General features: G+C 44.9%; 7 protein-coding genes. All 7 read right to left on the bottom strand.

The features are described 5' to 3' along the window. Positions 1 to 136 precede the first annotated feature (136 nt). The 7 genes from AC58QG_RS17470 to AC58QG_RS17440 all read right to left on the bottom strand — a co-directional run bounded on the left by AC58QG_RS17470 (position 137) and on the right by AC58QG_RS17440 (position 14,460). Complete coding sequence (locus AC58QG_RS17470) at positions 137 to 1,477, bottom strand: extracellular solute-binding protein (protein WP_497363388.1); 1,341 nt, start codon at positions 1,475 to 1,477, stop codon at positions 137 to 139. Positions 1,478 to 1,593: 116 nt separating this feature from the next. Then, complete coding sequence (locus tag AC58QG_RS17465; RefSeq protein WP_497363387.1) at positions 1,594 to 2,421, bottom strand: carbohydrate ABC transporter permease; 828 nt, start codon at positions 2,419 to 2,421, stop codon at positions 1,594 to 1,596. A 20-nt stretch (positions 2,422 to 2,441) separates the two neighbouring features. Then, a complete protein-coding gene (locus AC58QG_RS17460; RefSeq protein WP_497363386.1) occupies positions 2,442 to 3,347 on the bottom strand; it encodes a carbohydrate ABC transporter permease in 906 nt (301 codons plus the stop codon). A 450-nt stretch (positions 3,348 to 3,797) separates the two neighbouring features. Next, positions 3,798 to 10,214 carry a discoidin domain-containing protein gene (locus AC58QG_RS17455; RefSeq protein ID WP_497363385.1) on the bottom strand — a complete coding sequence of 2,139 codons (6,417 nt, stop codon included), beginning with the start codon at positions 10,212 to 10,214 and terminating at the stop codon, positions 3,798 to 3,800. A gap of 156 nt (positions 10,215 to 10,370) precedes the next feature. Then, positions 10,371 to 11,516: a glycoside hydrolase family 88 protein gene (locus AC58QG_RS17450; RefSeq protein WP_497363384.1), complete on the bottom strand. Its 1,146-nt coding sequence runs from the start codon at positions 11,514 to 11,516 to the stop codon at positions 10,371 to 10,373. A 2-nt stretch (positions 11,517 to 11,518) separates the two neighbouring features. Beyond that, on the bottom strand, positions 11,519 to 12,655 hold the full coding sequence (locus AC58QG_RS17445; RefSeq protein WP_497363383.1) for a glycoside hydrolase family 88 protein: 1,137 nt from the start codon (positions 12,653 to 12,655) through the stop codon (positions 11,519 to 11,521). A gap of 29 nt (positions 12,656 to 12,684) precedes the next feature. Continuing rightward, positions 12,685 to 14,460, bottom strand: coding sequence for a hypothetical protein (locus AC58QG_RS17440; protein WP_497363382.1), 1,776 nt, complete (start codon positions 14,458 to 14,460; stop codon positions 12,685 to 12,687). Positions 14,461 to 14,483 lie beyond the last annotated feature (23 nt).

The following is a 14,483-nucleotide window of genomic DNA, read 5'->3' as shown; positions in this document are numbered from 1 at the left end:
AGAGAGAATCAGCTTCTTTCTCCATGAAATTTTGTAAGTTCGAATGATCTTCCCCTCCTTCCTTCATTATATAGGGTAAAAGGAGAATGCCAATTGGCATCCTCCTAGCATTTATTTCCAATTTCATTGGAATCCTTTACTTTTTATTCGCGTCTACGATTTTCTGCAAGGAAGTTTTGAGTGCCGTCATTGTCGTATTGATGTCAGTTTTGCCTAGCAAGTATTTCTCTGCTTCTGCGACATAAGCTTTCTCCAATTCAGCTAGGTAATCAGGAACAACAGCCGCTTTACCAAATTTAGAGACAGACAATGTGTACACAAGTGACTCTTTATCAATGAGCTCCGGTTTCAAGGATTGCTTAATAATAACATCCAATTCTTTGTTAAGGTCGCTCTTCTTCCAAGAGGACAGTCCGCCTGTCAGTTTCAGAGGAATGCCTTCTGTTGTAAGGAATCTCAAAAATTTATATGCTTCCGCTTTATGCTTGGAAGTTGCTGAGATCACCAGTGGATTCGAGGCACCATTGGAATAAAACTCGTCCGTTTTGGCATTTTTCGGAATTGGTGCGAACACCGTTTTGAACGTAACTGGAAGCTTGTCCGTACCACCAGCTTCAGAGGCCAAGAATGAACCAATTGGGATCATAGCCGCTTTTCCGCCAAAATATTGATTCCGATATGGGATTTTCTGCGAAATGACATCTGAATAAGAGGCAGCCGTTTTATCAACATTTTGCGACTGATTCATCAGCTCCAAGGACTTCTTGAAATTAGGGTTGTCCAAATTCAATGCGGAAGCATCGTCTTTCATAAGACCCTGATCTGCTGGCAAGCTAAGTGTTGTCAAACGGAAAAACTCTTTAAACGTATGGAAATGCGTACCATATCGTTTCGCTGCACCTTCACCCTTCGTTAGTTTCTTTGCATAGTCTGCAAAATCATCCCAAGTCCAATCTTTCGGTACTGGCAATTTGGCTTCATCCAAGAAATCCTTGTTCAGCATAACTAATTGCTGTTGGAAGATACCTGGCAGTGCATATATCTTGCCATTTAACGCCATATCACTTTTGTATTCATCAGCAAACTTAATGCCTTCTTTCGCAATATAACTATCAAGTGGTTCGTAGTTCGTTTGAGCTCGCTTGGCGTAGTTTGCCATGCTGTTAATTTCAATGACGTCCATTTCCTCGCCAGAAGCACTCAGGATGTCCAGCTTCTTCATCGTTTCCGTAGCATCATTCTCCACCACGGTGTTCACTTCTACTTTGATGCCGGGATTTTTGGCTTCGAAAGCTTTAATCACATTCTCATAATCCTTTGCTGGCGTCCAAGTATGATATTTAATGGTAACTTGCTGAGCCGGCTTAGTTGAAGATGCGGATTCCTGCGCTTGTTTCGTTTCTGTGTTCCCGCAACCTGCGGCTATTCCTGCCACGAGTAGCATTGACATTCCTGCTGCGATTTTCTTTGTATTCATAAATACCTTGCCCCCTTATGATATGTTGCACGCGCTTTCACAACCCTAATTTAACATAGTAAATAATTTCTAAAAATGAACTATTTATACATTTTTGATAATTTTTTTACTCGTATTTAACCCTTAACTCCACCAGTTGATATACCTTCTATCACTTGCTTCTGAGCTAGAATAAAGATGATTACCAGAGGGATAATGGCCGACACTGCACCAGCCATCATTAAGGAATAATAAGCTCCGCTTGCACTTGCAAACTTTTTCATCGCTAACTGCAAAGTGGCCATATTATCCGTTTTCAAGAAAATAAGCGGGTTCGTATAATCATTCCATGTCCAAATGAATCTTAATATCGCGTAAGTGGCGAGTGATGGACGAACGAGCGGCATGGCAATATGTGTAAACACTTTCAAATGGTTGGCGCCGTCTATTTTCGCTGATTCAATAAAATCTTGATGGATGCTCAAGAAAAACTGTCGCAGCATAAACGTGCCCAATGCACTGAAAGAACCTAACAAGATCAATCCGACATGCGTGTTAAATAATCCTAAATGCTTAAAGACGATAAATTGCGGCACGATGATAGAGAAATGCGGGATCATATACGACGAAAGAACAATCAGGAAGATGAAATCTCTGCCTTTGAAGTGAATTTCCGAAAAGCCATACGCTGCTAAGCTTGAAACAAGAACCGATGTAATCGTTGTGAGCACGCTAACTTTAATCGTATTCCAGTAGTATAACGAGAATGGATACTTGCCGCCCCATATTTCCTTATAATTAGCTACGATGCTCCACTTCTGAGGAATCCATTCGATCGGGAAGTTAAATACATCAATTTCCGGTTTAAAGGATGTGGAAAGCATCCAAATAAAAGGGAGCAAAAATAGGATGCCTATTAGAAACATGACCGCAGTCAACATGATTTTCATAACATTTATTTTCATGGATACACCTTTCCGACGAATTAATAGTTAACCCATTTCTTTTGTCCATACCATTGAATCGTTGTAATAACCATGACACATGCGAATAAGAACCAGGCCATTGCCGATGCATATCCCGTCTTCAAATCCTCGAAAGCTGATTTATATAAGTAATATACAATGACCGAAGTAGAGAAGGAAGGACCGCCCTGGGTCAGTACTGCAATGATGTCGAATACTTTGAAGCTTGCAATAACCCCTGTGATTAAAAGGAAGAAGGTGGTTGAGGAAACCATCGGAAGTGTTATATTTTTAAACTTACCGAAGTTACCCGCTCCGTCAATTTCAGCTGCTTCGTAAAGATCCTTCGGGATTGCTTGTAAGGCTGCCAAATACACAATAAGTGCAAAACCAATATGTACCCAAATCATGATTATCATAACGGAAGGGAGCGCAAAAGTTAAATCTGCTAGCCATTTCGGAGGATCTGTTATGCCAAGCGCAATCAAAGTCTGATTAACAGGTCCAAGCGATGGATGAAACAGCACCTGGAATACGACCGCAACCGCAACAATACTTGAAATATAAGGCATGAAGAACACCACTTTGAAAAAGCTTTTGAAATAGACATGCTTATTAACGGTGACTGCCAACAATAAGGAAATAATGAGTTCGATCGGCACAACTAGGATTAAAATCAGGTTATTCCGTACCGACTTCATAAAATATTCGTCTTGAAACAAATGACTATAATTCTTTACGCCAGCGAACTTCATATGATCTATCGTTGTAACGAAATTCCAATCGGTAAAACTGATAATAAATGAAGCCAACGTAGGAATCACTGTTAAGATCAATAATCCGATCAGCATTGGAGATATGAACATGATCCCCGTGTAGGTTTCTCTCAATTGAAGTTTATTTCTTCGCTTTATGACTTGACTCATCTGCCCCATCCCTTTCTTTTTTTATCATTATATAAAGAATGGGGAGGCGCTCGTAAGTTACAATCATGTCATTTTTGATAATAAATTTACATTTGGTGTCGATCTGATTGCACATTGCTTTGGAAAAACAGGAATACAAGCAGCACTGCGGATTAACTGCAAAAACTACAGCTATTTCCGAAAAATTACCTCGATAATTCGATTTAGATGGAAAATAGGTAGTTAATTCTCCCCCTTTTGCTCATATCGCTAAAAATGCCTCAATTTAACAGTAGGAAATCCATTTACTCGGTGCTTGAACGCATTTCCCAATGAATTAACTACATAAATTCCAGCTATTCACGGCGAGTTCGGGACTAATTCAATTTAACTCTCATCTTCTCAACAGGATGGTAAAAAGGGTCACACTGGTGTAGGCAATCCCCCTGTGTGACCCAATATGATTACAAATTAGTTGCTGTATTTGTTATATAGGCGATAGATCAGTACAGCTGCTTCCGCTCTAGACAGCTGTCCGATCGGATTCAGTCCGTTGACATCACCTTGAATCAAATCTTCCTTCACCATCATTGCCACACTGCTTGCTGCATAAGAAGCTATGTCCTTATAATCTGCAAAACGCTTCAACTCTTGAACATCGACGTCACTCACCTGCATCGATACGGCTTGTAACGCACGAGCTGTAAGTACCATCATATCCTGACGTGAGATTGTTGCGTGAGGTGCGAAGCGATTGCCTACGTCTCCCACTGCAATACCAAGCTTCGCTGCAACAGCTACAGCATCGTAATAGTAATCCGAGACTGAAACATCTGTGAAGCCATGCCCAGTCACTCCATTAGCATCGGTTAGTCCTAATGTTTGAATGAGAAGCAGCAGGAAATCCGCTCTAGAGATATTCGCCAATGGTTGAAACGTCGATTCTGAAGTTCCCGAAATAATTCCTTTGGCAGCGAGCACTTCGATCTCATGTTGAGCCCACTTCACTTGAAGGAGATCATCAAACGATTTCTTCGTATAACTAACGGCGTATTGGCTGAAATGCGTCGTCGTAAATGTAACTGCACCCGTTGCCGAATTGTATTTGCCATTCGCTACCGTTTGAATATGGCCTTGACCATCTACATACCAGATAACAATATGCTCTGGATTCGCTTGTTCTTCCGGTGAAGGCTTGTATGGAATGGCGATCGTTACTGGTGCGTCCGGGTTACGCCATGCAATCGTCTTGTCATTCACCATCACGTTCAATTCGAGGAATGGACGGTTGCCAATAGACAATCTAACATTCTCCTCAAGCTTCGTCTTGTCAGCTGCGGCAATTGATATCGTTACGTAAGGTGAATTCCCAACTTCATCAGCACGCAACAGATTAGAAGGTACAGTCATGTTACCGAATTCAGTCCGAATTTCCCATTTCTGCTTAGCATCACCTGAATCCAGCGTGCTCGCCGCAAAACTCAGTTCGTAGGCCTTCGCTCCATCCACCTTGGCGAGATTGATCGAAACGGTCTTATCACCACGTTCATTTGCCATCACTTTACCGGCTGCATGTTTAAGTAAGTCCTCGCTTAAAGTTGCCTTCGCAATACCTGTTGAAGCAGCAAGCGTAGGTTTTGCTTCCACACTGACCTCGCCAGATGAATGAAGCTTGATTTGTGGCTCGTTCCCACTTACTGGCGCTATGACAGCAGTTGGGCTTTCAGAATCAGGACTTGCAGGATCAGAACTCCACAATTCCAATACGGGCTGCTCAGCAGAATTCCCCTCCCGAGAGCTCAACACAACCATCTCATTGTCGTTGACTTCTGCATAATTTCTTTTCTCTTTGATGAGTACAAAGGACAGTGGAGTATCAGCATGACGTTTCACATACTCTGTCACATCCACAGAACTGTATCCACCAGTTTTGGTGAAGGTCATCATACCTAGTGGTTCGGCTGTAACTCCGAGATCGGTTAAATAAGTAGCTTTAGCATTTAAATGAGGCGCATTACTTCCAGTTATCGTTTCTTCTGTCCATACCGAATCTGAGATTCCATAGACATTGATATCGAAATTATCTAACCTTGATGCCTCGTTCAGCATGCCGAAAACTTTCAAGTTCGCGACTTGAGCGCCCTTAGAGGCTGGGAATTTCAAGTACGCTGCAGAATTATGATCAAGTGTACTCGTACTCTGACGAACAGTCATACTAGGATTGCCCCCAAAGTTTGTAGAAAGCGAAGCCCCTAATGAAACTTGGGCATCTTCACTTGCTATTACGGTAACCGGCCTTGACATGGGGGCCCCCTTTGAAACAGTGACTAACCACACGCTTTGTTTAGGTTGCATGAGCGTCAGTTTCTTATCCGCTGCTAATGGAGCTCTGTACACGACACCGCCAAAGCTCGATGTGCTAACCTCCCGAATGGACACTAAATTCCCTGGTTTTACATCTAGCGCTGACAAGTCAATGGTTGTTCGGTAATCAACTTGATCACTGGTTTGTGGCATCCAGATATAATAATTGTTCGTCACAGGATCGAAAGCCGTCGACGCTTCATAATTCGTATCATACTTCGCCACGGCGGTTGTCGCATATAAATCACGTGCATTCTTGAAACCTTCTGCAAATAGACGCGTCACTTCCGCATTCTTCGTCGGTCCGCCGATATCATAGACGGGAATTTGTTCAGAGGCGTACACTTCTCTAATTTTAATAGGTCCAGTTGCTGTTGAAGTAAATCGCAGCTTATTCGTGGTCACCGGGTTGATGACGTCACCTGCTGAGTTATTTGCATTCGTCGTAACATTAACAATGTCTTTCCAAGTAGCCCCGTCTGCATCTAAATATTGAAGCTTAAAGTTGCCAAAGGTTCCCGTAAATTTATTTAGCGCGGGATCATACAACGCGTCACCCAAATCAATTTTCACTTGTTTGATCGTTTTCGTTCCGCCTAAATCAATGTCTAACGTATGATTGGTACCTGCCCCACTTATCCAGGCGGATCCATCACTGGAATCGCCGTCCACAACTTTGCCTGCATTAGCTTGATTGGAGCTTGCCGTTACTGATTTGCCAAGCACAAGATTCTGAGCTGGATCCCTTGAACGGTCATACATAAACATAACCGCGTTCCCATTAATGCCTGTGTATACATTACTAGACTTGAACTGATACATGGCTTGTGCTTTCTTGTCCATCGCAGTCTGCCAGGTCATTGCTTCTGTACGAAACACTTTCGGCGTATCCCCGGTTATGTTTAATGTTTTCCAGTTTGCGCCAGCAGCATAGTTAAACTCGGTATACATGATCGGCAATGCTTGCTGATTCACAGACTGCGTCTGCATCATCCCATTCATTTCATCGATTTCCCTGCCATAGTCATCCGCACCACTTGAATACGTATGCTTCACAAAGACATCAATGAGATTAAAATTAACGGCTTCTCCACGATAGTTCGTACGGTTACCATTCATCGTTTCCTTGGCAATATCACTTAACCCACTAGAAGCCAAGGTTGGTCCTGCGAAAGTTGCTGTATACTGCGTTCCTTCCAAGCGATTCACATCTTCTACTGCACTCTTGACCGCATCTGCAATGATTTTCAGAAAAAATGTAACCTTGTTAACCTCCTGTGCCCGGTCTTCCGGTGAAGTACTTACCTTCATGAATACCTCTGGTTCATTCGGTCCTTCAAACTTCGTAATGCCATAGTTTTTGGCTAAATAGAAGGCTTCCGCGTAATACGTTTGCCATTTTTTCCACATGATTTGCCATTTCAAAGGGTCCGTATCGTTCACATATCCCCCATAAACACCATCATGCATCTCCACAATGACATCGAGCCCAAGTTCTTTAAACGTCTGCATATTGTAATCGATATTGAATTCAGCCGTACCATCCCAGAGATGATCAAAATTCGATTTGATGACTGGCCAATTCAGATACGTATTGTCCGTCATATGGCTATCCATTTTCGCCCGCAGGTCATTCTTCATGGCGTCAAATGCAGCAACACTATTCACATCCGTTGAACGATTCACATTGGCTTCCGTAATAAAACGCGTTGGAGAAACCCAATAACGGACTGCATTCACATTGGCATATTTCAGCCACGCAGGGATATTGTCATTCTTCAGAAAGAAGGAGCCGCTGAAACCTACATCTTTCATCGTTTTACCGACCACCTGATTGGTCACAATCACAGATGCTTCGGTCGGCTGCTTATAAGCGGTGACCTTATAGGTTTTGATCGTACCATTCTGTGCCTTCACGGTATACAGAACGGGATTTGAGAAATCATTTGCGGTTACACCGCTCGTTTGAACAGTTCCATTCACTTCTACCCTATCGCCAGAAGTTTCGAAAGTCGCCACGAGATGAGTGATATCAGCAGCTTCAGGAACAATTAACTCGATGCTGTTATTGTAATTATCATTTATGGTATACATGCCGCCAGCGACTTGTTCGATGGTACGGCTGCTTATCCCTGAAAATATCGTACCATTTACGCTTGTCGTCAAGCCGTCCATGCGGAATGACGTCAGATCCTTGGTATCTCCTTTGAGAACAACTTGAACGGTATACGCTCTCTTCGTTCCATCAGCCGCCCAGACGGTATAGATAACAGGGTCTGTGAAGTTATTTACCGTAATATCACTCTTTTGCTCTGCTCCGTTCACCGTCACTCGGTTTCCTGTGCTGGCAAAGCTGGCGACTAGGCGGGTTACATCCGTTCCTACTGGGGCCGTAACAGTAATGATATTATCGTCTATCGTACTGCTTATAGGGGATACATTATTGATCGTAAATGCCGTTATTTCCTTAGCAGTACTGATTTGAGCTTTGACTGTCACCTGCGTGGAAGACTGAATCGTTGGATTCGAAATGCTTCTTGCACGGATAACTGCAGTACCTGCAGATATGCCTGTTACCAGTCCTTGTTTATCCACTGTAGCCACAGATGGATCCGACGAGCTCCACATGACACGTTGATCGGCAGCAGTCGGCAGAATGGCTGCCTGAATGGGTTTCAATTCGCCCGTTAACAATTCCGTCGGGGATGGGAGTATAAGCGAAGCAGCAGGCTTCGTATTGTTATATACTTCAATCTCTGCAATGAAAGGCTGATCGAACGTATCGTCCGCCGTCACAACCAGTCGCACATATTTGGCTGCAATCGTACTAAAGCTAACCTCTAACCTTTGCGTAATCGTGCCTCCATCATGCAACTTGGTCCAATACTGCCCGTCTGTAGAAGCATACAGTGAGAAACTCACGGTGCGGTATGCGCCGTTGCGAAGTGCCTCTTTTAACACAATTTTATTAAAGAGAGATACGGCCGGCAACTCAATTGTTGCGTAATTAGGTACTAAATCTGTACTCATTCTCCGCCAAAATGTATCTTCTTTCCCGTCAACAAGCGTTTCAGGCGGGTTCTTATAAAAGGCTGTACTCGTAGCTGTCGCCTTCGTTCCCAAAGCCATATTAACCGGATTGCCAGAGAGCTGTTTATACACATTGACGGTATAATTTCTGTAGGAGTTGTCATCCGCATATACCGTATAGGTAACCGAATCCGATAAATCCTGGCTTGTAACCCCGCTTATAGGTATTGTTCCATTCAACGCTATGCGCTTGCCTAAATAAGTGAAGCTCGGCACTAAGTTCGTCAAGTTCGTATCACTAGGAACGACAACATTTACGTTCTCTCCATCGATGAAGGCATTTACTGCCGGGTTCAAATCGTTAAAAGAAAACGTCATTAGCTCCTTCTGAGACTCACCGCGACTCGTTACGGTTACCACATATTGTTTGGAGGTTTGATCTTCTGCGACGACACGATAAGTAATGGGTGTGGAGAAATCATTGGCGGTCACGCCACTAATTTGCAGTGTATTATTCACATAAACAGCCTCACCAACCGTCTGAAAATGAGCGACTAATGAACTAAACGGCACTCCCTCAGGTATCTGAACCGAAATAGTTCCATGACTCTCATCAATACTGCCATTCCATGTGGAGCTCGTATTATGGAAGCTGAATGATGTAAGCTCTTTTTTATCCGAAAGGATTACATTCACATCCGTTTCATAAAAGTAAGTCGCATCCGTAACACTTGTTGCTCTAATCATTGCGTGCCCCATGCCCATCCCTGATACGGTACCGCTGCTGCTTACCGTAGCTACGGTTGGATCGCTAGTTGACCAGCTCACGCTCTGGTCTGCTCCAGCAGGTAGGACCGTCGCATTTAGCGTACTATTCCCATTCCTGCCCAGGGTGATCGATGGTTTGTCAATCACCACACCGCTTATCGCTGGAGGGTTAAGATAAACTTCAAATTCGGAAATGCCAGCAATGGTTGCGCCAGAAGCTGGCGTAGGCGCAGTTGGTATCCAAAACCGCACATATCTCCCTTGAACTGTAGCGAAGTCAAAGGAACGTGAAGCCACGCTTCCAATTGAATCCGTTACACCTGCAGGAGTTTTATAGACGGAAGTCCAACTGAGCAGATCATTGGAATATTGAAGTTCAAAGTTTATGGGTCTGGAAGCATAATCCGTTGAACTGATATTTGGTGTGCGCAATTTAATTTGATTGATATTCAATGAAGCTCCTAAATCCACTTGAAGCCACGGAGAAGTATCCGCTGTTGTATGTCTCCAAGCGGTATTCGGGTCACCGTCGAACGCTTTCGAAGTCGCCCAAGGACTTGTATTATAAGAGGTGCTAGACGTGTACGATTTACCAGCAGCCAAATTGATTGACGTTGCTGCAGCTGTAACTACAGGAGCTATCCCAAGAGGTATTAATACATTCACTAACATGGTTACTAAAACGACGAAATGCAAGACTTTCATCAACCTGAACCGAGAATTCATTCTTTAATTCCTCCTAGCATTCTTATCTATCGCTGATAGTAAGCGCTTCCAAACTACTCATACTAGCTTCTATGCCTTCCAAAAAGCGACTCGCCAGAAGATTATCTTCCAGCGAGTCTGCATCCATCTAAGGTCTGAATTCAATTCATTGCCCGTTTACCAAAATACCTGATCTTGCCCTCTCAGCTTGGCAAGTGCTTCAACAAAGAAATAATCGCCATAAATGAGCGGCAGGTTCACATACCTACCCGAGTTGAAGTTAACGGTTCCCATTCGGATTAGACCTTCTTCCCCGTCGTCCTGCCATGTTCCATAGTTCTCATAGAGCGATTTAACCATACGCTCAGCAGCATCCCTGTATAGCTCACTTTCAGTGGGATCAACCGCTTTGGCAATCTCAAGAAATCCACTAGCTGCGCATGCTGCAGCCGAAGTATCCAGACCTCGAGGGTTCGCTTCAGGTGCTCGGAAGTCCCAATGCGGCACATGATCATCGGGCAGATTAGCCAAAAAGAAATGAGCTATGCGTTTTGCAGCAAGCAAGTATCGCTGCTCCTGTGTATACTTGTAGGTCAGAATCATACCATGCAGTGCCCATGCTGCCCCGCGAGACCAAGCGGAAGTCGGGGAGTAACCCTGCCCTCCTTTGACCTCAACCACCATTCCCGTTTCTGGGTCAAATTGGACGATATGACGCACGGCCCCATCCGGATCAACGAAATGCTCCAATACCGTATCCGCATGTGCCATCGCAATATGAGCGAATCTTGGATCATTTAACGTCTCCGATGCCCAGAATAGAAGCGGAAGATTCATCATCGTATCGATGATGGACCAGCCCGTCCGAATCGAGGTCGGTTTATCGTTCCAGGCACGGATGAATCTCCCACGGAGGTTGAACCTTCCTGCCAAATGGCTTGCAGCAACGAGCGCGCGCCGTTTGGATGGTTCGTTGCCAACTAGCTTATATTGGGCAACGCTCGTCAAGCTCCAGAGGAAGCCAGCGTCATGATCGAATTTATCAAATTCGCGCAGCGTTTCATCCATCAATTCTTCTGTATCTTCCGCAATCTTCCTTAGAGAGGCATCGCCGGTTTGTCTGTATAGCAACCACAGAAGACCTGGCCAGAAGCCGCCTGTCCACCAAGCAACAGGCATCGCATCATACGCACCTTCTTTGGAAGCATGGGGAAAGCTGACACCAATCCGCTTGCTTGTCTTTCCAATTTTATGAATAACCTGATCCCATGCATCATCCAGCCAGTCACTTTGTTCCATCACCATTAGATCTTCCCGAATCATATCTACCACAGCACTTCCCTCTGCCCCTTCAGCTTCGTCAAACCCTCCACAAAGAAGAAGTCGCCGTATATGATAGGAACATGATTCGGATACCGTTCCGATTTATAATAAATCGTTCCTTTCGTCACGAGCCCCTCTTCATCGCTGTCCCAAGCTCCGTAATTTTCATAGAGCGATCTTAGGATACGTTCTCCCGCTTCTCTATAAAGGGATGCTTCCAGCTCCGGAACCCAATTCGCTATTTCGAGAAGACCACTCGCTGCACAAGCGGCTGCTGATGTATCCACGCAGTCCTGTTCTTCCTTCGGTGCACGGAAATCCCAATAGGGTACATGATCTTCAGGTAAAGCAGAAATGAAATAATGAGCAACACGTTTCACAGCATCCAAATATCGCTGCTCTTTGGTATACCGATAGGAAAGAATAAGTCCATGCAGGGCCCAAGCATTACCTCTTGACCATGCAGAGTCCTCCGAGTGGCCTTGTCCCGCCCGAACGCTCACTCGTTCCCCTGTATGGGGGTCAAAGCAAACGATATGTCTCACCGAGCCATCTTCACGAACAAATTCGCGTAGAACCGTGTCCGCATGTGCCATCGCAATATACTTAAATCTAGGATCATTCAGTGTTTCCGACGCCCAATAAAGGATTGGCAAGTTCATGGTACAGTCAATGATCGCCCAGCCCGCACGACTTTCAGTCGCGCTGTCAGACCAAGCGCGTAGGAAGTTTCCTTTCAAGTTGAAACGACCAGCCAAATGACTAGCTGCAATCAATCCACGTCGTTTCGATTGCTCATTTCCCGTCAGTTTATGTTGGGCTACGGCTGATAAACTCCACATAAATCCAATATCATGACTTAACTGGTAAAAGTTTTCCAGGACACTATCCAGTTGCTCTTCGCAGGAAGCTGCGTATTCCCGTAACTGTTCATCTCCAGTTTCCCTGTACATGAGCCATAACAAACCTGGCCAAAAGCCGCTAGTCCACCACTCTGCCTTCGCACTATCATACTTCCCATTTACGGTAATATGAGGAAAGGTTGCCCCGATCCGTCGACTTGTTTTACTAACTTTTTCAACTGTACGCTCCCAGGCCTCGTCAATCCAAGAATTAATCTGTGTATGCTTATGTGTCATCGTCACGCTCTCCCTTCTATGGATATCGGCTACACTTTGCTTAGCGTAACTCGGTATGAAGTCTTGTTCCCCTTCGTCGCATACATAAGGGAACCGAGTTTGCCATTCCGTGACAAACCGGTTCGCTCCGTCCAAGCTAGTCCTGCATCGGCAGGTTCAAGAATTATCACCTGCTGCAGTTCGTCACGAAGCCTCACTTGAGATTGACGGTCTGAGAGAATAACCTCCGACTCATCTCGACCATCAAACAATAGAATCGGAATTTCCTCATGGAAATTCATAGAGCCTTCATCCTCAACGGTTACACCTGTTTTATCCAAAGTAATTTTACGCTTCCAAATATTCACGGCGAGTCCGCCAATATACGTGAGCTGAGCCACAACCCGATCAGGGTGCTCTTCTAGAATATCTACCTTCACTTCATCCAGTTCGCCACGTGTCATATCGGCAGTGCGCTGCCATTTCTCCCGGTAGTACGTGCTGATCGCATAAGAAATCGCACCTTCTTCGGGATTCTTCTCAGTTGCTACCATATCTGCAGGACCAATTGGCAGCGTCATTCCGCGCTTTTGAATACGAATGATCCCCGTAGGATTGTAGTTCCTTTCTCCCTTCGTTTGGATAACCGCATAGTACCCGCCGCCATGTAAGACTAGCTTTCGAAAATGAGATTCAATCCATAGGGCGTAACCGCCTGTTTCAGCGGGGCACGCTTTTTCAGGAATAGACTCATCCGCTTGGGCATAGCATGAGGCTAGCATGAAGCCACATAACAAGTTGTATTGGGAGTGGAAGGAGTAGCCTTCGTAACCGACACGTTCGCTTGGATCATACCAATTGCGCACAATATTGAGCTCGCCTGTCGGTCTCACCCAGCGAGTGATGGAAGCAAGCGACAGCTTGGCTGCCCGTTTGAATGCGCCTGCCATGGCTTGATCCCCCAGCTTATGGTAGTGCCTCGCATACGATTCAAACACATAGCACTGCTCGGCTTCGTTCCATTGATGCTGAGCACTGCGGCCACCGAGTAGAATTTCACCAGTCGGACTCTGCATGAACAACGAGGTGATGGCTCCCTTAAGCGATGCATCTTGAAGAAATGCCTTGTGCCGTCCGTTGTAACTATGATTCAGCATCATTTGAAAAAACAAGCGAGAAAATAAATCGTAAGACAAAGGGCCGTTTGGATCTACGTACATGCCTAATTCTGTTACAAGTGGCACCTGGATATCGAGATTGGCATCAATCTCTTCCAGATTTCCGCCAAGCCCTTGCTCCAAACGCATGACTTCTCCCGCATAGGCGACAACTGACCAGTTATGAAAGGCTTGGCGATACGCCGTTTCAGACTTCACAAGGGCAAACATGCTCTTCCATTTTGCAACCAACGATGGTTCGACAATGTCTTGCAGCCACGAAAAGGCATGCACAACCTGTGTGGTATAGAAATTTCCATGGTTATTGCATGATGCGTTTCCTTGAATTAGGCATTCCAGGCTATAAGTTAGGGCCCTGCAGGAGGGCTCCAATAAATCTGCTCTCCCCCGAAATTTCACTAACGCCGCAGTCGTCGCCGCAAAGCAAGGCGTAGAATACTGCCTTTCCCCGCCGATGACAGGATCTATTATCGCTCCCCTGTCATCCTGATGCGCTTTGAAGAAATCTACAATGCCTTGTACCAGATCCAAATACGTTTCACGATTTACGCTTATGTCGGGGCTCAGCTCAGTCGTGCCTTGCCTTGCTAGAAACTTTGTTAACTTAGATTCAATGTCCTCAAATGTAGTTACTTTAGAAGCCGCCACTTCCATCCTCTCCTTCTCAAACG

This window comes from Paenibacillus sp. J22P169 (assembly GCF_059691995.1).
The sequence above is the reverse complement of the archived record's forward strand: the minus strand, read 5'-3'. Positions and strand labels throughout refer to the sequence as shown.